Annotated in this window: 14 protein-coding genes and 1 tRNA gene; 6 read left to right on the forward strand and 9 right to left on the reverse strand. The window is 44.1% G+C overall.

Annotation, left to right across the window (positions count from 1 at the left end; all coding sequences use genetic code 11):
* Nucleotides 1–45: 45 nt before the first annotated feature.
* The 8 genes from PSBA01_RS10950 to PSBA01_RS10985 form a co-directional block, all read right to left on the reverse strand.
* Nucleotides 46–1,317, reverse strand: a complete 1,272-nt coding sequence (locus PSBA01_RS10950; protein WP_186474345.1) for a tyrosine-type recombinase/integrase — start codon at nt 1,315–1,317, stop codon at nt 46–48.
* Between the two features lie 171 nt (nt 1,318–1,488).
* Nucleotides 1,489–1,565, reverse strand: a tRNA-Ile gene (locus PSBA01_RS10955).
* A gap of 93 nt (nt 1,566–1,658) precedes the next feature.
* Nucleotides 1,659–2,471 carry a pteridine reductase gene (locus PSBA01_RS10960; protein ID WP_186474347.1) on the reverse strand — a complete coding sequence of 271 codons (813 nt, stop codon included), beginning with the start codon at nt 2,469–2,471 and terminating at the stop codon, nt 1,659–1,661.
* Nucleotides 2,472–2,497: 26 nt separating this feature from the next.
* Nucleotides 2,498–3,685, reverse strand: coding sequence for a tRNA nucleotidyltransferase (locus PSBA01_RS10965; protein ID WP_186474348.1), 1,188 nt, complete (start codon nt 3,683–3,685; stop codon nt 2,498–2,500).
* Nucleotides 3,686–3,849: 164 nt separating this feature from the next.
* Entirely contained in the window at nt 3,850–6,168 is a 2,319-nt protein-coding gene (locus tag PSBA01_RS10970; RefSeq protein WP_186474349.1) for an NADP-dependent malic enzyme, read from the reverse strand.
* 351 nt (nt 6,169–6,519) lie between these two features.
* On the reverse strand, nt 6,520–7,986 hold the full coding sequence (locus PSBA01_RS10975) for a protein adenylyltransferase SelO (RefSeq protein WP_186474350.1): 1,467 nt from the start codon (nt 7,984–7,986) through the stop codon (nt 6,520–6,522).
* A gap of 440 nt (nt 7,987–8,426) precedes the next feature.
* Nucleotides 8,427–9,605, reverse strand: coding sequence for an acyl-CoA desaturase (locus PSBA01_RS10980; protein WP_186475523.1), 1,179 nt, complete (start codon nt 9,603–9,605; stop codon nt 8,427–8,429).
* A gap of 472 nt (nt 9,606–10,077) precedes the next feature.
* Complete coding sequence (locus PSBA01_RS10985) at nt 10,078–10,806, reverse strand: glycerophosphodiester phosphodiesterase (protein WP_186474351.1); 729 nt, start codon at nt 10,804–10,806, stop codon at nt 10,078–10,080.
* Nucleotides 10,807–11,158: 352 nt separating this feature from the next.
* Between PSBA01_RS10985 and PSBA01_RS10990 the strand changes: the two genes are divergently transcribed.
* A complete protein-coding gene (locus PSBA01_RS10990; protein ID WP_186474352.1) occupies nt 11,159–12,106 on the forward strand; it encodes a hypothetical protein in 948 nt (315 codons plus the stop codon).
* Between the two features lie 145 nt (nt 12,107–12,251).
* Here PSBA01_RS10990 and PSBA01_RS10995 read toward each other — a convergent pair whose 3' ends face one another.
* Nucleotides 12,252–12,848, reverse strand: a complete 597-nt coding sequence (locus tag PSBA01_RS10995; RefSeq protein WP_071001732.1) for a cob(I)yrinic acid a,c-diamide adenosyltransferase — start codon at nt 12,846–12,848, stop codon at nt 12,252–12,254.
* A gap of 191 nt (nt 12,849–13,039) precedes the next feature.
* Here PSBA01_RS10995 and cysS point away from each other — a divergent pair, with 191 nt between their 5' ends.
* From cysS to pdxH, 5 genes are all read left to right on the forward strand, one after another.
* Nucleotides 13,040–14,500, forward strand: coding sequence for a cysteine--tRNA ligase (gene cysS / locus PSBA01_RS11000; protein WP_071001731.1), 1,461 nt, complete (start codon nt 13,040–13,042; stop codon nt 14,498–14,500).
* Between the two features lie 164 nt (nt 14,501–14,664).
* Entirely contained in the window at nt 14,665–16,629 is a 1,965-nt protein-coding gene (locus tag PSBA01_RS11005; protein WP_228724575.1) for a mechanosensitive ion channel family protein, read from the forward strand.
* 259 nt (nt 16,630–16,888) lie between these two features.
* Nucleotides 16,889–18,361, forward strand: a complete 1,473-nt coding sequence (gene guaB / locus PSBA01_RS11010; RefSeq protein WP_186474353.1) for an IMP dehydrogenase — start codon at nt 16,889–16,891, stop codon at nt 18,359–18,361.
* Between the two features lie 197 nt (nt 18,362–18,558).
* Nucleotides 18,559–19,926, forward strand: a complete 1,368-nt coding sequence (glmM, locus tag PSBA01_RS11015; RefSeq protein ID WP_186474355.1) for a phosphoglucosamine mutase — start codon at nt 18,559–18,561, stop codon at nt 19,924–19,926.
* Between the two features lie 102 nt (nt 19,927–20,028).
* Nucleotides 20,029–20,685 (forward strand): pyridoxamine 5'-phosphate oxidase, encoded by a 657-nt coding sequence (pdxH, locus tag PSBA01_RS11020; protein WP_186475525.1) that lies wholly within the window; start codon nt 20,029–20,031, stop codon nt 20,683–20,685.
* The last annotated feature ends 1 nt before the right edge of the window (nt 20,686 follow it).

Raw genomic sequence — 20,686 nt, forward strand, 5'->3', positions numbered from 1 at the left:
CAGCTGATGATATTTTTATAGCGATCTTCTTAAGGTCTTATTAAATTAGTAATATTTAATGATGATTTCATCTTGCGTCATGCCAGCATGCTTACAATAAAAAGCTTCTATTGAGTTTAAAGCGTCTCTTAGTTGCCGCTGTGACACCTGCACATACTGTAAGGTAACATCATCGCTTGATTTAGCTTCACGATGATTGAGCAATCGTTTAAGGACTGGATAGCTGATATTTAAGCTATTGGCTACCGTTCCAAAAGTACGACGCAGATCATGTGGTGTAATATATAGGTTTGCTTGATTACCTATGGCCTTATAACTACCACTTAAATCTTTTATATGGTCATCACTAGCTTGCAAGTCACTTGGGAATACCCATTGCTTACCAGAACTCATTCTCCACCTCTCTTCAAGTAGAGCCTGTAGAATATTACTAGTAGGCATATGATAATCAGAACCGTTTTTGGTATCTTTGAATATTATCCTGCCCGCTTTAAGGTCAATGTCAGACCACTTTAAAGACTGGGCTTCGTTTAAACGCACACCAGTAAACATAAAAAGTAGCATGATATCTCGTGCATTATTGCTATGAGGCGCTTGCATATGTGAGCTTCTATCAACATAACTTAAAAGCGTTTTGATGTACGTACCTAAATATTCTTCTTCGATATGTTTGGTACGTGGCTTAACTCTATTCCAATCTTTCTTGGCGTTAAGTATGCGTATAGGTTGCTCTTTGATTAAAAAGTCTTCGTCATCATCTAAAAAGCTATCACGGCAATAATTCCAAACTGATCTCAGAGCTCTCATAGTTGCATTAGCCTGAGCTTCGCTATGCTTGCTTATCTCCTTATGTTTATCACTTATCATTGACTTAGTAATATCATTTAGAGAGATATTTAGCCAGTCTTTCAGCTTATTTAGTATTTGACGGTCATAAGTGGTAATAGTGCCTTCAGCTAAACCAGTCTTCATTAATTTAAAGTAGGTATATGCATCTCTCAGTGTTGGTACATTATTGGTCTTATCCTTCGGATCTTCTAGGTTCTCATGAAGCCCGTCATAAACATGCATGCCTTTTTTGATGTTAGCCATCATTATGCTGGCTTTTTCACGTGCTTCGGTTAGCGTAATTAGATGCGTTTCTTCTACTTCGTCTCTATACAGATTTCCGTTAATGCGCTTATGCAATGTATAGCGTTTAGACTGCTTACCTACACGTAGCGCAAATCCAGTTAGTACATCGTCCATATAGATTTCAGTACCTTTAGCGGTATAGTCTATTGAATCAATAAGTTTTTTGGTAAGTTTAACTTTCATATATCACCCATGCAGCAGTACATAACCATAGTGTTAGTAGTCATCATACTTTAATTACTACAAGGGTCAAAGTATCAAGATAGTATCAAAAAATTAATTACATCCGTACATTTACATAAATTTTAGACAATAAAAAACCCTTACAAGTCAATGACTGTAAGGGTTTGAATTTGGTGGGCCCAGTAGGACTTGAACCTACGACCAAAGGATTATGAGTCCTCTGCTCTAACCAACTGAGCTATGGGCCCTAACGTTAGACGCACAATGATACCTGATTTTTTGAATTTTTCAAGTAAAAGATAACAAGTAACCAATAAATTTTTAATCGGTTTAAAAGCGGATTAAAAGCCACTACCAGCCAAAGTCAGGCTACGCCCCCCATCGATTGTGATAATTTCACCTGTGACATAATGCGCCTGTACCAAGTACAGTACACTATGAGCAATCTCCTCAGGTTTGCCGATTCTTTGCATAGGGATTGAATCGATAATATTGGTTTGTTGTACTTCATCCATGGCTTGGTCGCCATTGGGGTCGGGTAAGATATTGACGCCAGGTGCAACACCATTGACGCGTATGTCTGGTGCCAGCTCTAACGCTAGCGACTGAACCATCATTCGATGCGCAGCTTTTGCCATGTTATAGACCGTATAATTGTTAAACGGTCTATCATGCGCGTGAATATCCAATAAGCTGATAATACAGCCTTGCTGATGTTTGAGGTAGGGCACTAGCGCTTGGCTCAATAGTAAAGGCGCCTTGGCATTGGTTAGAAGTAATTCATCCCACTGCGTATAATCAATGTTACCAAGCGGGCTTGGGTAGAACCGTGACGCATTGTGTACCAGTACATCTAGCTGTCCAAAGGCTTCTATGATATTTTTAACAAAATCCTCTAACGCTGCACCATGATTGACTACTGCCAAATCCGCAACAATAACCACTGCGCTATTAGCACGGCTTTTGTTAAGTTGGTCAGCTAAGCTATTAGCTTCTTTTTCGCTACGATGACAATGGATAATGACACGGTAGCCTTGAGTGTGCGCTGCTCTGATAATTGCCGCACCGATGCGCTTAGCGCTACCGGTTACCAGCATCACCGGAGGTTGGGTGTCAGTATTCTTTGATAGCAGAGTGTTAGGTTCTTGGTTCATAGTGACAATGTTTTTTAAAATGCTTTTTAATAGGCGTCATGCGCTTGTAAGTGTTCAATTCTGCTTTGACGTAATGCTGCCCCGATGGCTGGCCCATTGAGATCTGGCGCAATATCTGTCATACCGATTGCATGAAAGCTATTTAATGCTAGCATCATCTGACGGTGCTGTGTTGCCAGCTGTAAGACGTGACTGCATACAAGGAGCTGTGACAGCTTATCTGGCTCTTTATGAGCACCACAAGCTTGTATAAGGTCAATCTTTTTGGCAGCGCTCAGACTGTTTATCATGCTCAGCGTTTCGGCTTGCTGAGCGAATAGGGTAGCGAACTGCGTATGCGCTTTGGGTACTTTAGCTTTATTACCGATATCATTGATATTTTTTATAGCCGTTGATAGGTGAGAGTTAGACTCCGCGTTTTCACTATGAAATAGTGACGGGGTCAGGCTGACCATTAACAGTGCCCAACGCTGTGGCAAGTTTAGGCGCATTTGGCCTGCAAAATATAATGCTGTCTGAACCGGCTCTCGTATATGAGTGTCCTCCCAAGCATCATCCAATGGGGCAAAATACTCTGTAAGCGCACCAATATCAAACAATTGCTGCCAGTATACTTGCGGTGATAGTTGCATCGTTGCACGGCTCGACTCTTGCCAGATACGTTCTGCACTCAAATGAGCAAGCTCTCCTGAGTTGACCAGTTGACGCATTAGGGTCAAGGTGTCTTCCGCAATGGTAAAACCCAAATCATAATAACGCCCGTAAAATCGAGCCGTCCTCAGCACTCGTAATGGGTCTTCGCTAAAAGCGCCAGACACATGGCGCAGTATGTGACTCTCTAAATCTTGTAATCCTCCGTAATAGTCAATGACATCGCCACTGACAGGGGTATCATCGGTGAGACTCACAACCTCGATAGCCATGGCATTGATGGTCAGATCACGGCGCTGCAAATCCTCTTTTAAACTAACATTAGGACTGGCATGTACGCTAAAGCCTTTATATCCTGAGCCTTGCTTGCGCTCTGTACGTGCAAGGGCATACTCTTCATGAGTGGTGGGGTGCAAAAACACAGGGAAGTCCGCACCTACTTGTTGAAACCCTGCATCAAGCATCTCTGAGACAGTTGCACCAACGACGACGAAGTCTTTATCTTTGACAGGTTGTTGTAATAGTTGATCTCGAACCGCACCACCCACAAGATAAATTTGCATAAAAGCCTCTTCTTATTGAACCGATATCAGCGGCCCAATCGCAATAAATCAAAAAACCGCCCATGCATGATGTGCATTGGCCGGTTTTAGTATAGCAAAAAGGCCCTGCCAATGGATGACAGAGCCCTTTTGAATCACATAATCATACGAAGTAGGACGTCTGATTATTTTTCGCTTTCTAAATCTTGTGCTTCAGTCACAGTCAATGCCGTCATATTGACGATACCGCGAGCAGTCGCTGATGGCGTCAAGATATGAACTGGCTTATTCGTACCTAACAAGATAGGTCCAATAGACGCACTGCTGGTTGCCGTTTTAAGTAAATTAAAGGCAATATTTGAGGCGTCAAGCGTTGGCAAGATCAGCAAGTTCGCAGCGCCTTTTAGTGGGCTTGATGGCATATCGTTTAGGCGGATATGTTCATTCAGTGCGGCATCTCCTTGCATCTCGCCTTCAAAATCAAAGTCGACATTCATGTCAGTTAGTAGCTCATGAACCTTGCGCATTTTGACCGCGCTGGCAAGATTTGAAGCGCCAAAGTTTGAATGAGAGACTAATGCAACACGTGGCGTGATACCAAAACGGCGGATTTGATCGGCAGCCAGAACGGTCATTTCAGCCAACTGCTCAGCGGTTGGATCTTCATGTACGTATGTATCAGCGATAAAGATGTTGCGATCTTGCATCAATACGGCATTCATCGAATAAAAATCATTGATGCCTTCTTTTTTGCCAATGACGCTTTCGACATACTTTAGGTGCATCTGGTAGTCACTAAAGGTACCACAAACCATACCGTCAGCATCACCGTTGTCAACCAATAAAGAACCAATCAACGTGGTTTTACGGCGAACATCACGACGAGCAAGCTCGATACTCACGCCGCGGCGCTTGTTTTTCTCGTAGTAGCCCTGCCAGTAGTCTTTGTAGCGAGGATCATCATCTTGGTTGACGATCGTGATGTTTTCGCCATCTTTTAGACGTAAGCCCAACTTATTGATGTGATCGTTGATGACTGCTGGACGACCAACCAAGATTGGCTGAGCCAAGCCTTCATCGACGACCACTTGTACGGCCAATAAGATATTATTGTCTTCGCCTTCACAGTATACGATACGCTTTGGCGCAGACTTAGCGCGTGCAAAGATAGGCTTCATAACAAACGCAGAGTTGTAGACAAACTCAGACAGACGCTGACGATATGCCTTCATGTCTTCGATTGGCAGTGTCGCTACGCCTGAGTCCATTGCCGCTTTGGCAACCGCAGAGGCAATCTCGATAATTAGGTTTGGCTCTAGTGGGCCAGGGATTAGGTAATCACGACCGAAGCTTTTCATCGTCTCGATGTTTCTGACGTTGGTCGTAGGGGTTGCTTCGACGTGTGCCATGGCAGCGATGGCTTTTACGCAAGCGACTTTCATCTCTTCGTTGACGGTTGTCGCACCAACGTCCAATGCACCCCGGAAGATGTATGGGAAGCATAGTGCGTTGTTTACTTGGTTTGGATAATCTGAGCGACCAGTTGCCATGATGACGTCTGGACGTACCGCATGTGCCAATTCTGGCATGATTTCAGGTGTTGGGTTGGCAAGTGCAAAGACAATAGGATCTTTTGCCATACGGCTAACCATATCTTCTGATAGAGTACCTGGCATAGATAGACCTAAGAACATATCCACATCGTCCATCACTTCTTCGATAGAGGTAGCGGTTGTCTCACGAGCATAACGTTGTTTGGTTTCATCAAGGTTTTCACGACTAGTGCTGATAATGCCACGTGAATCTGAAACAATAATGTTGTTTTTATTAACACCAAGCGCGCAAATGATGTCTAGACAAGAGATGGCGGCTGCACCTGCACCTGAACAGACAACTTTAATTTCTTCGATTTTTTTGCCAGTGATCAATAGCGCATTAAGCATCGCTGCGGCAACAATGATTGAGGTGCCATGTTGATCATCATGGAACACAGGAATGTTCATACGCTCACGTAATACGCGCTCAATTTTGAAACATTCTGGTGCTTTGATATCTTCTAAGTTGATACCACCAAAGGTAGGCTCAAGAGAAGCAACAGCTTCGATGAACTTATCTGGATCATTTTGGTCAATTTCAATATCAAAAACGTCGATACCTGCGAACTTTTTGAATAGAACGCCTTTACCTTCCATCACTGGTTTTGATGCCAATGGACCGATATTGCCCAGACCTAGTACGGCAGTACCGTTAGTGATGACACCAACTAAGTTGTTACGTGCCGTATATTTAGAAGCGAGCTTTGGATCTTTTTGGATCTCAAGACACGGTACAGCCACACCTGGAGAGTAGGCGAGTGCTAGATCGCGTTGGTTAGCCAGCTGCTTAGTTGGAGTTACTGAGATTTTACCTGGGCGTGGAAACTCATGGTAATGTAAGGCAGCTTGTTCAAACTGCTCTTTTTCTGTACTGAGGTTATCCGTATTCGAAGTGGTATCGTCATTCATAATAATTGCCATGGTTGGAATAAATTGGAATAAATTAAATGGTGATAAAAAACGTCTAACCCTCAGAAATAATTGAATGATTATAATCATCAGCAAAGGGCTTTGAACGTTAAATGACTAACGACCATCAGAATCGCGGTCGTTGATCAAAAATCAGGTCAAAAAAGCAATCTAGCAAAAATAGTCATTCTACCATTATTGGCAATTCGCTGCCTAGTCGACCGTATAGAAGCGTGCGAATAATATAATAAAATGATATTCGTTATTTATCTGGTTGATAATGCCAAAAAACACAGACAAATATCAACCTTAATTTAACAATATTTCAAAATATTACAGTATACATCCATATTAAGATGAGCAGCTAATAGGCATTTGCGGTACGTTCGGCGCCGGTGTACTCGTATCGAGATCAGTCGCGATATCTTGGACGTGATAAGGATTAGCTAGCAGGCGATAGACACGATCGACTTCTTCAAACTGACCTTGCTCTGCGGCAGTAATGGCACGCTGCGCCATACTATTACGCAAAACGTACACAGGGTTATTGGTCTGCATATCGTTGATTGCTTGCACAGTTGATGATTGCTCAACCTGTGCCAGATAACGTATAGACCAATCTTGCCACACTTGCTGTGCATCACTGCTTAATTCAGTAGTCATGGTAGTCAGTAATTTTTGCTCATATGGGTGATCGTTCGGCGCGACCAAACCGAGGAGCGCACGGAAACTATTGGTATAATCGAGCAAGTTGTCTTCTAACAACGTTAACCATTCAAAAGCTAGGCTCAAGCTGTCGCTTTGGTGTGGTAGTCCAAGCTTGCGGCATAGACCTTGCTGATAATGCTGCATAAAGGTTGCTTCGTAAGGTGCCAAACACTCAGAGAGCGTCTCACGGCTAATACCTTGCAGGCGCATAAAATGCGGCAGCCAAACGTTCAGATTCCAATGACCGATAGCAGGCTGGTTTTGGTAGGCGTAGCGACCAGTATGGTCAGAATGATTGTTAATCCATGCAGGATTGAAGCGCTCCATAAAGCCAAACGGCCCGAAATCCAAAGTGCTACCTGTAATAGATAAGTTATCCGTGTTCATCACACCATGTGCAAAGCCAATCAGTTGCCAATCAGCAATCATCCGAGCAGTGCGCTCAACGACTGAAGTCAAAAAAGCTGCTATGGGCGCATCGCTATCGCGGCACTCTGGATAATAAGTATCAATCATATAGTCGGTAAACTCACCGAGTAAGTCAGGTGCAAAGCTGGCAATCCATTCAACATGACCAAGGCGAATATGGCTATCAGCGACACGCATCAATGCCGCACCCGCTTCGATACGCTCACGGCGCACTCTCGTATCAGAGACAACAAACCCCAAGGCATTAGAAGAGGAGATACCAAGCTGCGTCAATGCGTGACCGCATAAGTACTCTCGAATCGTACTACGTAAGACCGCACGTCCGTCACCCATGCGTGAGTAGGGCGTCAGGCCAGCCCCTTTGATGTGCAAGTCTTGTGGTTGTCCGTTGCTATCGAGCACTTGCGCCATCAGCAAACCGCGTCCGTCACCCAGTTGCCCAGCCCATTGTCCGAACTGATGACCTGCATATGCCATTGCTAATGGTTTAAAGTCAGATGGCACATATTGGCCACCCAATATCTCAACCCAATTGGTCATCAGATCTTCATTGTCTGCCCAACCTAATTGCTGTGCGACTTGGGTATTGAAGTGTCCAGCACGTGGAGTGTCCAGTGGCGTGGGCGGCTGCTCATGATAAAGGCGCGTGTCGAGATTGACATAAGTATTTTGATAACGCATACAGGCCGTTTCCATTAAAATATAAAAGTGAGAATGTCACTATAACATAGCACTCATATGGCATCGTTGCACTCTGTCCATCTCTTGTAATATCTAGCCAAAAAATAAAACTAGCTACTTTGGGTGAGCTGAGTTTAGTGGATTATAGTCGAACCACTATTAAAGTGTTACAGCGTTAGACTCGTTTAGCCTACTACTGTAGTACTTGCACTCGTCTGCCTTGTACCACTTTTAGTATTGATTGACTATAGTTGGTTACTGTCTCTAGGTTGGAGGTTGCAACGATTGAGCCTATATATTTCATCATTTACTACGATGATAAGATTATTAAAAGTAGAGGTAGTGACATAAACCATAAATTATAAACAAAAAAATCCCCCTATCTAGGGCAGATAGAGGGAAGGAGAAACCTGACAATTACGATAACTTATAAAAACCAGTTAGGCGGCTTTTTTGCTGATACCAATAGAGCGAAAAGCATTTTTCAAGTTATTATTATGCTCAAGAATTTTTTGCTCAATCTTAGCATAATCATGCTTCAATTTATCATCAACTTCACGTAAGCGATCAGCACATTCTATTTTTTTCATTTCAATAGTTTGAGCTTTCAGTGATTGCCATTCTTCGACAGTTTGTTTAAATGCATCGTATTCAAACTTAATGCGGTCTTGGAAGCTCTTCATCGCATGAGGAAGATCAAGCCCAGTGCTTGTGGCTGTATCGATCTGCTGTTGTGCTGCTTTGAACTGCATTTGCACTTCGGCATGCTTAATAGTCGTATCATCAACAGTACGCAAATCCGTCGTTAAACCGATTTTTGATAAACCAGCAATCAACCATTTTGTTGGATCATATTGCCACCATTTTACGCCATTACGATAGTCGTACTGGAAGAAATGATGATAGTTATGATAACCCTCGCCCCACGTAAAGATAGCTAAGAAAAAGTTATCACGAGCACTATTAGTATCCGTATAAGGACGTGTACCAAACATATGACATAGCGAATTGATGAAGAAGGTGAAGTGATGAGTTAATACCAAGCGCAGCAAACCAGCGATCAGTAAAGTACCCCAAACATCACCAATGAGCCAACCAATAGCAGCAACCATACCAACATTCATGGCAACTACCCACAAACCATAATATTTATGCTGAATCTGTAAGACTCTGTCTTTGGTCAAATCAGGAATGTTTTTATAATCAAATTTACCGCTAGGGTAGTTGCGTAGCATCCAACCAATATGGCTGAACCAAAAACCACGCTGTGCTGAATATGGATCGTCCAAACGATCATCTACATGACGATGGTGAGTACGATGTCCAGAAACCCAATCAAACGCTGAGCCTTGTACGGCTAAGGTTGAACCTAACAATAAAAAGTTTTTGACGATTGGATGCGCTTTGTAAGCACGGTGCGATAGCAGACGATGGTAACCCGCCGTGATACTGATACCTGTCCATACCATAAAGGCACCAAACACACCCCAAACAGGAGCGCTAACTTCATGAGTCCATAGATACCATGGCGTAATCACAGCAGCAGCAATTGGCGTCGCTACTAAAATAGCCGCTGGAATCCAGTTAATTGGTGCTTTGGTAAATTCAAACTCACGCATATCAATGCTTTGCTCTTTTGTCAGAACATCCGTTTGCTCAGAAGCGTTAGCGTAGTTGCGTTTTGCCGTAGGCTGCTCGTCAAGAGCCATTTGCGCTTTCTTTTCATCAAAACGAGTCTTGAAACGCGTGACTTGAGTGCTGGCGTTCTTTACAAAGGTATCGCCAGATTTGATAGCGAAACGTAAGCCTTTAAGCGGTAAGCCAAGTGCTTTTTTTGCAATCATATAATATCCCTAACGGTATTAATTTAAGTCCCCATAGTACCTGAAAAATCATATAAAGTGAACACTTATACACTATAAAAATATTGCTAAATAACAATAACTTGTATGAATTATAGACTGTATGAGTCAAAAATGCCGATAACTTGTCAGGCATTAAGGGGAAGTGTAAGTAACGCTATAGATATGTAGGGACTGTAAGGGTGAAAAAAGAGATTTATCTAAAAGTGAAAAAATATGGATAGACAGTTCAAGGTAATAATAAATGACGTGGAAAGTCAGTAATAATCACGTCGGTATTCCAGCTTATAAGCTGTTCAATCGTATGGACATCATTGACCGTCCAAGCGCTCACGGGTAGCCCATAACGGTGACTGTGCTTGATAATCGCTTGGGTTAAAAGCGGATAATGAATACCCAATTGAACGCAGCCAAGCTGTAGGGCAGTGTATGTCGCTTTTGCCAAGGCAGTTGGCGTGCGAATCAATAATCCTCGCGGTATGCGAGATAATAGTCTGTGGCGTTGCAACCGATTATGCAGCTCCACATCAAAGCTGGTCAGCACCACTGGTAAGCTGGCAAGCGGTGTATCGATAAGCTCTTGCGCCAGTGCATTGATCAATACTGCATAATTGGTTCGATTGTGCGTTTTAATCTCAAGCTCAATCACCCTAAATCCTCTCAGTACAGGCGCTATATTGGCTAAAGTCATGATTGGCTGCCCGAATTGTAAGCGGCACTGAATCTCTGTGAGCCCGAGCTGATCAATACGCGACTGTTGACCGCACATACGCTCCAAATCATCGTCATGGAACACAATCAAGTGACCATCGGCATTCAGTTGAATATCAAATTCAACCCCTGCCAAGCCTTGTGAGGTTAGATTTTGAGAATACTTAAAACCTGAAAAGGTATTCTCTAAACTCTCTCCGCGAGCGCCACGATGACCTAATAAACGCGTGTTTTTAAAATTTACCATATCACATGACTACTGACTGATTTTACGACTCATCATATATTGTCATGACATCAACGTCTAATAGAATTTGTGGCGTGACCAATATACTTTATACTTTGCGTCTGATGTTTCTCTAGTATTTGTTATGTTTTTGCAACCAAACGCAGGTTTTACCCATAATGAGGGGCGCTATTTGTATATCCATGGGCTACACTAATGACCATTTCAACCAAACACCGTATAATGATGTGGTTTTCAAATCTATCGCAGACCGTTAATGACACCATTGTTTTATAAGTCTGCCATGCAGTTTGAGTGTTAAATATTGTCCATCAGTGGCGGTAAGAACCAGTAAATTGGGAGTGAAGTAAATATGAGCGTAGCAAATATAAGTTTGAGCAAGTGGCATAAAGTGGCTGGAATCGGAATAGTATGTGGTTTGGCGCTTGCAGGCTGTGATCGCTCAGAGAAAGAAGATACTGCCGATACGGCAGAGATGACGGAACAAGAGCCAGTAGCGACCGAAAGTGCCGTCGCTCCTGCTATCAATTGTGATGACCCGATGGTACAAGACCGTCTCAAATCTGCTTTAAAAAATACGCTCAACCAACAGGCACAAGCGTTGGCTGCTAATTATGCCAATGATGCCGAGATTAGTCTAGAAAGCGGCGTTGTCACTGAAAAAATAAATGGCGTGGTTATCGATGTACAAAACGCTGCCATACTACAAAAAGCCAATGACAATGGTATGACAACGTGCCAAGCAAGTGTCAGCATGACATTGCCAAGTGAAGACTTGTATCAAGCCAGTCAAGTGCAAGCGGCTAACAATCAGCCAAGCCTGCAATCTCGTTTGGCGCAAGACAATATCCGTATCAATAACAACATGCTCGTTGATGACGCCTTTACTTATGTTGTCGGTACTCAAGGCGGGCAAGTGCGCACGCGTATTGCTGGACAGCCAGCGTTGATTACTGTGGTTTCAGATGTGATGGCAGGCTCTGTGTTGAAATCTGCGATGGATGAGGAGCGTGCTGAGCGACGTGCAGCAGCCCAAAGCAGTAACAATAATACTCAAGCAGCACCCGCTCGTCAGCAGCCTAGAACCATCACGCCAGTTGAGCCAATTCGTCCTACTGAACCTGCGACGCCGCCAACCATCAATAAACCTACCAGCAACCAAAACAGCTCGACAGAAAACAATCAAGCAGCGGCTACTACTGAGACCAAAAAACCAGTAACGCCAGCGACGCCAAAATCAGTGCCGAAAGATGAAACCATCGATATGGTCATCATTGAAGATGATAGCGCCACTTACTAATTTGCAATTTTATGAGTAGTTAGCAACTGGTAGTCGATAGATATTGCTAAGTAATAAAAACCCCGTAACATGAGTGCTGCGGGTTTTTTTATATTCGAAAAATCAACCTAGGTCAGAGAATGCTAGCAAGATTAGGTTTAATTCACTAGCGATTGTCAGCGAAGTTTTGCAAGACTTGACTGTCCCATAGTACTTCAGAGACTTGTTCGGGATCTGTACAAAAGCGCGCAGCGACAAACAACCAATCAGATAAACGATTGATAAAGCTGATGGCAGTGCGGCGTATGGCTGCTGGGCGCTGCTCCTGCAATAACACAGCTTGGCGCTCAGCTCGGCGACACACACTACGTGCGACATGCAACTGGCTCACCAGTACAGAGCCTGTGGGTAAAATAAAGTCTTTTAGTGGTGGCAGCGTGGTATTCATCATATCGATTTGTTGCTCTAGCCACTCGATATGGGTGGCATTGACGCCCTCATATTCTGGCATGGCAAGCTCACCGCCGATATTGAACAATAGATGCTGAATAATAACTAAGGCTTGAGAAAAATCCTTACTAATCGATTGGCCTTTGTTTCTTTGTAGTTGAGCACGCACCAGTCCGATATGTGAGTTGAGCTCGTCGATATCACCCATGACACCGAACAGATTGTCAGCTTTACTGAGTCGACTGCCATCAGCCATACCCGTGCTGCCATCATCTCCAGTACGCGTGTATATTTTGCTTAATCGATTGCCCATCTTTATATCCTTAACGGTTTTTATGATTGAATGGTGGTAGTTGCCTGCTCATTGTAGTATTTTACGCCTGTTTTCGCTAAGATAATGGGTTACGTTAAAATTATAATCATATCATCGGTACGGCTTGCTTACTTGCTGCGGCTGATATTTTCAATTTATTTATTTTATTTATGCTAAAAGGCTCTTTTATTATGACCACACCACTTGCAGATGCGATGTCTCAACTTGCTATTTATGACTCACTGACTGGCGGCAAGCGTCCGTTTGAACCGCTCAAAGCAGGGAAGGTGGGTATGTATGTGTGTGGTATGACCGTCTATGACTATTGTCATATCGGGCACGCTCGAATGATGATTGGATTTGATATGGTGGTACGTTGGCTCACCCAATTGGGTTATGACGTCAATTACGTGCGTAATATCACTGATATCGATGACAAAATCATTGCGCGCGCCGCTGAAAATGGCGAAGAGATTGGGGCGTTGACCCAGCGCTTTATTACAGCGATGCACGAGGATTTTGCAGCCCTTGGCTGCTTGGCACCTGATGCTGAGCCGCGCGCGACTGATCATATCGATGATATGCAGCAAATGATTGAGACGCTGGTCACAGGTGACTATGCGTATGCAGGCGACAATGGCGATGTCTACTATGCTGTTGATAGTTTTGCGAATTATGGCAAATTGTCTAAGCGCAATCTTGATGAGATGCAGGCAGGTTCACGTGTCGATGTCGAAAACGATAAGCGCAACCCATTTGACTTTGTGCTTTGGAAAGCGGCGAAACCTGATGAGCCGCAATGGGCGTCACCTTGGGGGCAGGGGCGTCCGGGTTGGCATATTGAATGCTCGGCCATGTCGACCAAGTGCTTGGGCAATACCTTTGATATTCATGGCGGCGGTCACGACTTGCAGTTCCCGCATCATGAGAATGAAATTGCCCAGTCTGAGGCAGCGACGGGTTGCGAGTACGCGCGTAACTGGATGCACGTCGGGTTTATCAATGTTGACGGCGAAAAAATGTCCAAGTCGTTGGCTAATTTCTCAACCATTCGCGATGTTATAGCAAAATACTTGCCTGAAACGGTGCGTTTTTTCTTATTATCTAGCCATTATCGTAGCCAAGTTAATTTCTCTGATAGCGCATTAGATGAAGCCCATAATAGCCTAAGCAGACTGTATAATGCGTTAAAACTGGCTGAACAGCAAAAAGGGCAAACAATCGTAATCGATGACAACTTGACGAGCGAAGCTTATCGTACGGCTGCTGGACAAGATTTTATTAAAGCCATGAATGATGACTTCAATAGCTCAACAGCGATTAGTGTTTTATTTGGTCTGGCACGCGACATCAATAAAGCCATCAAAGCTGAAGAAGTCGAGACAGCATGGCAGTTGGCACAGCAATTAAAAGCACTGGCACAGGTGTTGAATATCTTACAACAACCTGTGCAGCAGTTTTTGCAAGCGGTGATTGGTGATAAAGCAGAAGATGGTTTGACTGATGCGGCTATTGACGGATTGATCGTCGAGCGTGCCGATGCCAAAACCAACAAAAACTTTGCGCGTGCTGATGAAATACGCGAGCGGCTAAAAGAGGCTGGTATTGAGCTTGAAGACAGCCGCGCTGGTACAACATGGCGCCGCGCATAGATATATAGACGCTGTGCATCAGATTACATACGCATGCTAATAAATTAAGTCAGCTCACGCTGGCTTTTTTTTGCAGAGTGCATTAGGTTAAAGCATACCGAATGCACTTTTTATATCCATTCCTTTTATATCCGTTCCTTTTGTAGACCAGTGGCTTTGAAAATATGAATACTCTTAAAAATAGTAATGCTGATGATCGTGGCATAGCAATGGATATTGACGGTGGTCACCGCCGCGATGTAGAGCGTAATAATATCCGCTACAATGCACTGCAGGTAGTTTTAGGGTTTCTTATTATAGCCATCAGCGCTATCTATATACCTGCCAGTGCAGCAAATGAGGAAGGCCGCTCACAAGTCGCTAGCAAACCTGACAATTTGGCTGAGTACGCTGTCCAACAAATAAATACAATCAAAGACGAAAATATTAGCGTCTCTGGTATTACCGAAGAGATATTTGATCCCACTGAGCGTAGCGCGGTACAGCAAGCAGGGACGTTGCAAGGTGACGTGGGACTGACAGGGGAGTATAGCGAGAATTACTACTTACTCAACAAGCTCAATGTCGGGTTACCACCATTAGCTGAGCCACCAAATTTGGCGACGCCGCTTGCGACTTTGGGGTTTTTTCAATCTGCGGTGATGAAGCAGCAGTATGATTTGGCCGCTTATGCACTCAATATGAATCTGATTGATGAGAAAAACCAGCGTACCCGTTCGCTTGATTTGACCAAGCAGCTTGATTTTTTACTATCCGAAAAAGAGCTATACGTATTTGATGATATGCCCGATCGTCCTGATGGTCTGATTGAACCACCACTGGGTAACGACAGTAGTGTCATGGGTATCCCTAGACGCTCTATCCAGCTGGGTTATATCGAGTACCGAGAACGTCGTGTTCCTGTTTACTTGGAGCGGGTAAGGGTAGGTGATCAGGCGCCAGTTTGGATGTTCTCTGCGCAGACAGTGGGTAATATTGAAAATCTTTATAAACAATATCATCCATCGGAGTTTGAGCGTTATCTACCTACTTGGTTAAAATTCCAGTTTTTTGGTATTGCCTTATGGGAGTTTTCAGCGCTCATCATGTTTTTCTTATTTACCATGGGCGTAGGTTGGATACTAAGTAAAAGCACGGAAAAACTCATCAGCCGTTATGTTGATAATGAAAAATACAACATCTCTGCTGGCAGTGCCAATGGCGTGGCAGATTTGGCCAATAAGCTAACCGTGCCTTTGACCTTTACCATCAGTTTTTCGCTCGTTTTTACCTTAGTTTCTGGTGGTTTTCCTTATCTAGATGCAGTGGCTTCATCAACCCGTCCGCTGATTTGGACGGGGTTGGTATTTAGTGCGATGTGGCTAGGCATTCGTACTATTAATTTTTTTGCCAATCGTTACCAAGACATGCAGATTGAAAACCTAGGAGAAGAGCATTTTGATAAAGTGCGCCGTCGTCGCACTTATGTGTCGATATTCCGCCGCGTTTTCATTTTTGTCATGATATTGGGTAGTATCTGGATAGGACTGAGTGAGTTTGCCAACATGGAAGGTCTTGGCAAAACCTTACTGACTTCAGCTGGTATTGCTGGCGTGGTTATTGGTATCGCCGCTCAGCCTATATTGGGTAACATCATTGCTGGGGTGCAGGTGGCAGTGACGCAGCCTGTACGGATTGGCGATAGCGTGATAATGGATGGTAATTTCAGCACTGTGGAAGACTTGCGTTACACTTATGCGGTACTCAAAACATGGGATGAGCGTCGATTAATTGTGCCGATGCGCCAGTTGATCACTGAAAGGGTAGAGAACTGGTCACATACAGAAGTGCATCAGACCTGTCCTGTGTTTTTATACATTGATTATGGTGCAGATATAAAGGCCATTCGCCAGCAGTTTATCTCAGTAACTAAAGATAATGAGCTTTGGGACAATGAAACTGAGCCCGAAATATTTGTTGTTGAAGTGACAGAAAACACCATTCAGCTGCGCGGTGCTGTTTCAGCAGTAGGTCCCATAGAAGCATGGACGCTTGCTTGCGAAGTGCGTGAGCAGATGCTTGGCTACTTGCATCAGCAGCAAAACAAGTATTTGCCGACAGAGCGTTTTACGTTAACAGAAAGTCTGTAACGTTCAAGGAGAGCTATTCGCTATAAAAAAGCGTCATTAAACATATAGTGTATGTTTATTATCGCTGAAGACGTATTTGTGTAAAATAATCTGACAAATATAGTATGTCAGAGAGGTGCTTATTTGTTATAATGTGGCGTTATTTTTATAGGATAACTGAGTGGTTAGCCATGTGTCAGCACTGTGTATGCAGTTGCAATAATTGATATGCCTAACTCTGAGCTCCTACCCATCAAAATAACCACCACTAGGGGTCTGTATGTTGCGAATTGTCGATGAAGCCTTAACCTTTGATGACGTTTTATTATTGCCAGCCTATTCTGAAGTTCTGCCAAAAACTGCCGATCTGTCTACCCGTTTGACCAAAAACATCACGCTAAACCTTCCGCTGATCTCTGCTGCTATGGATACCGTCACTGAGTCTGAAATGGCGATCACGATGGCTCAGCTTGGTGGTATGGGTATCTTGCATAAGAGCATGGACATCGAAAAGCAGGCCACACAAGTACGCCGCGTCAAAAAGTTTGAAGCGGGTACGGTTGTTGACCCAATCACCGTACATCCAGAGATGACGATTGGTGAATTGCTACGCTTGACGCAAGACAATAATATCTCAGGCGTACCTGTGGTCGAAAAGGGTACAGACAACGTAGTAGGTATCGTGACTCACAGAGATTGGCGTTTTGAGACCAACTTGTCATTGCCAGTTAGTCAGATCATGACACCAAAAGAGCAGTTGGTCACCGTACATGAAGGTGAGAGCAACGAGAATATCAAAAAATTGCTACATGAGCATCGCATCGAAAAAGTCATCGTTATCGACGACAACTTCCGCTTACGTGGTTTAATTACGGTCAATGATTTTGCCAAAGCCGAAAACAATCCAAATGCGTGTAAAGACGAGAAAGGTCGTCTGCGTGTTGGTGCAGCGGTTGGTACAGGTGCAGACACGCAAGCACGCGTCGAAGCATTAATCGCTGCTGATGTTGATGTGATCGTAGTGGATACGGCGCATGGTCACTCAAAAGGCGTAATTGAAAAAGTCTCTTGGATCAAGAAAAACTATCCGCATGTTCAAGTTATCGGTGGCAACATCGCAACAGGCGAAGCGGCACTTGCACTACGTGATGCTGGCGCTGATGCGGTAAAAGTCGGTATCGGCCCTGGATCTATCTGTACCACGCGTATCATTGCCGGTATTGGTGTACCACAAATATCAGCTATTGATAATGTTGCTAGCGCATTAAAAGACAGCATCCCATTAATCGCTGATGGCGGTATCCGCTACTCAGGTGACATGGCAAAAGCGATTGCGGCTGGTGCATCGTGCATTATGGTAGGCTCACTAATGGCTGGTACGGAAGAGGCACCAGGTGAAGTTGAGCTGTTCCAAGGCCGTTATTACAAAGCTTACCGCGGTATGGGTAGTCTGGGTGCAATGTCTGGATCAAACGGCTCATCGGATCGTTATTTCCAAGATGCCAAAGATGGCGTAGAGAAGCTCGTACCAGAAGGTATTGAAGGCCGCGTTCCTTATAAAGGACCTGTCGCTGGTATTGTCAACCAATTGGCTGGTGGCTTACGCTCATCAATGGGCTATACAGGCTCTGCGACTATCGAAGATATGCGCACCAACCCACAGTTTATCAAAGTCACATCAGCAGGCATGAAAGAGTCGCATGTTCATGATGTACAGATCACGAAAGAAGCGCCGAACTACCGTGTAAACTAATCGGTATTTTATAGCTCTGCACTGTTTGAGAACTGGCCCAGTTGCAGAGCTGTAGTGACGTTAAGATACAAACAGTCAACAATGCTTTGTTATTGTTGGCTGTTTTTTTTGTAGAATATAAAAGCATATTATTACAATAGCAGTATTGCCTGCGTATACGCTTGGCCTTTTATTTTTAGACTTGAGGAATATAAATAATGAGTTACTTTGGCACTGATGGTATCCGTGGAAAATTTGGTGAATTGCCTATTACCCCTGACTTTATTTTAAAACTGGGTTATGCGACTGGACAGGTGCTCATAGAAGCCAACGAAAATTCTACGCGCAAACCAAGTGTGGTCATCGGTAAAGATACTCGTCTCTCAGGTTATGTCATTGAAGCTGCTCTGCAAGCAGGTTTTAACGGGGCTGGCGTCGATGTTTATATGCTTGGTCCATTACCGACGCCAGCGATTGCACATTTGACTCGCAGTTTTAATGCCGATGCGGGTGTGGTTATCTCAGCGTCACATAATCCTTATTATGATAACGGTATCAAGTTCTTCTCAGGTAGTGGCAAAAAAATCAGTGATGAGATGCAGAATGCCATCAACGAAAAACTAGCAGCGATTATAAATGACACGGATAGTAAAGAAGCAGCGATGCCGATTCTTGACCCTGCAAACCTAGGCAAAAACCGCCGAATTGACGATGCAAAAGGTCGATACATTGAATTTTGCAAAGGCAGCTTCCCATATCAGTATGATCTTAGCCATCTGACCGTCGTGGTTGATTGTGCCAATGGTGCAGGCTATAGCGTCGCACCTAGAGTCATGCGGGAGCTTGGTGCTAATGTTATCGCTATCAATAACACTCCAGACGGCATCAATATCAATGCTGAGTGTGGCTCTACTCATCCTGAAGGTCTGCAAAAAGCGGTGCTTGAGCATGAAGCAGATGTTGGTATCGCATTAGATGGTGATGGCGATCGCATTGTGATGGTTGATGAGACAGGTAAGCTGGTTGATGGTGACGGTATCTTATATGTGCTCGCGACCCAAGGACTCACCAAAGCGCAAGGCGTCGTTGGTACGCTCATGAGTAATATGGGATTAGAGTTGGCACTAAAGGCGGCTGATATTGATTTTACTCGTGCAAAAGTAGGCGACCGCTATGTCATGCAAGACTTGGAGGCCAATGGCTGGATACTAGGCGGTGAGCCGTCTGGACATATTCTGTGCCTGGACAAAAGCCGTACAGGCGATGCGATCATAGCAGGGTTGCAAGTATTGGCTGTGATGCAAGCGCAAGGACGTGCACTGAGTGAGCTGGTCGAAGGGTTTGACGTACTACCACAGAAGCTGGTCAATGTACGTCTGTCTCAGATGCAAGACCCATACAAGCATGAAGAACTGGTCGCCGCTTTTGACAAAGCACAGACGACTTTAGAAGGTCGTGGTCGTCTTCTTATTCGCCAATCAGGTACAGAGCCTATGATTCGAGTCATGGTTGAGTCCGATGATGAGATAGAGTGTGATGTGATGGCAAATGATTTGGCCGATCTTATCAAGTCGGTATTAGGCTAATAGTATTCAAAGCTTAATATTCAAAGCTTAATATTCAAAGCTTAGCACTCAAGATTACAATGTTGAAATGTCATAATTTTATAATAAGGAATGACCATGAGCATGGACTTTACCGACCAGCGCCTTTCATATGAAAAAGGCGCGCTTGATCAACAGTCAGTACCAGCGTCACCATTTGAGCTATTTAAGGCTTGGATGGATGAGGCAATAGCGCAAAAAGTGCAAGAACCTTATGCTATGAGTTTGGCAACTTGCGGTGCAGACAATAAACCTAGCGTCCGTATCGTGTTACTGCGTGAAATTACGGATACAGGTATTGTTTTTTATACCAATTATGACAGCGCGAAAGGACAGGACGTTGCAGCAAACCCCAATGCTGAAGCGCTGTTTTTTTGGCATGAGCTTGAGCGTCAAGTTCGCATTAGCGGTCGTATTGCTAAAATTGACGCTGAAAAATCTGCTGCCTATTTTCAAAAACGTCCACATGATAGCCAAATAGGTGCTTGGGTCAGTCAGCCGCAAAGTGGCGAAGTCGCCAATCGTGAGGTGATGGAGCAAACGTTCGAGCAACTTCAGGCCAAATATCCAGAAAACACCACAGTGCCAACGCCAGCGTTTTGGGGTGGGTATGAGATTACGGTTGAAAAAATCGAGTTCTGGCAAGGTCGCGCCAACCGTATGCATGACCGCATCGTATATACGCAAGATGGTGATAGCCAAAGCGCTGAAAGCTGGACGACCAAGCGTCTACTACCATAGT

Origin of the sequence: Psychrobacter sp. KCTC 72983 (assembly GCF_014280455.1) — a bacterium.
Classification (GTDB): Bacteria; Pseudomonadota; Gammaproteobacteria; order Pseudomonadales; family Moraxellaceae; genus Psychrobacter; species Psychrobacter pacificensis.

What these genes read in the sequence shown, in the direction of transcription:
- PSBA01_RS10950 (WP_186474345.1), bottom strand. Translation starts at nt 1,317, where the DNA reads ATGAAAGTTAAACTTACCAAAAAACTTATTGATTCAATAGACTATACC.
- PSBA01_RS10960 (WP_186474347.1), bottom strand. Translation starts at nt 2,471, where the DNA reads ATGAACCAAGAACCTAACACTCTGCTATCAAAGAATACTGACACCCAA.
- PSBA01_RS10965 (WP_186474348.1), bottom strand. Translation starts at nt 3,685, where the DNA reads ATGCAAATTTATCTTGTGGGTGGTGCGGTTCGAGATCAACTATTACAA.
- PSBA01_RS10970 (WP_186474349.1), bottom strand. Translation starts at nt 6,168, where the DNA reads ATGAATGACGATACCACTTCGAATACGGATAACCTCAGTACAGAAAAA.
- PSBA01_RS10975 (WP_186474350.1), bottom strand. Translation starts at nt 7,986, where the DNA reads ATGCGTTATCAAAATACTTATGTCAATCTCGACACGCGCCTTTATCAT.
- PSBA01_RS10980 (WP_186475523.1), bottom strand. Translation starts at nt 9,605, where the DNA reads ATGCGTGAGTTTGAATTTACCAAAGCACCAATTAACTGGATTCCAGCG.
- PSBA01_RS10985 (WP_186474351.1), bottom strand. Translation starts at nt 10,806, where the DNA reads ATGGTAAATTTTAAAAACACGCGTTTATTAGGTCATCGTGGCGCTCGC.
- PSBA01_RS10990 (WP_186474352.1), top strand. Translation starts at nt 11,159, where the DNA reads ATGAGCGTAGCAAATATAAGTTTGAGCAAGTGGCATAAAGTGGCTGGA.
- PSBA01_RS10995 (WP_071001732.1), bottom strand. Translation starts at nt 12,848, where the DNA reads ATGGGCAATCGATTAAGCAAAATATACACGCGTACTGGAGATGATGGC.
- cysS (WP_071001731.1), top strand. Translation starts at nt 13,040, where the DNA reads ATGACCACACCACTTGCAGATGCGATGTCTCAACTTGCTATTTATGAC.
- PSBA01_RS11005 (WP_228724575.1), top strand. Translation starts at nt 14,665, where the DNA reads ATGAATACTCTTAAAAATAGTAATGCTGATGATCGTGGCATAGCAATG.
- guaB (WP_186474353.1), top strand. Translation starts at nt 16,889, where the DNA reads ATGTTGCGAATTGTCGATGAAGCCTTAACCTTTGATGACGTTTTATTA.
- glmM (WP_186474355.1), top strand. Translation starts at nt 18,559, where the DNA reads ATGAGTTACTTTGGCACTGATGGTATCCGTGGAAAATTTGGTGAATTG.
- pdxH (WP_186475525.1), top strand. Translation starts at nt 20,029, where the DNA reads ATGGACTTTACCGACCAGCGCCTTTCATATGAAAAAGGCGCGCTTGAT.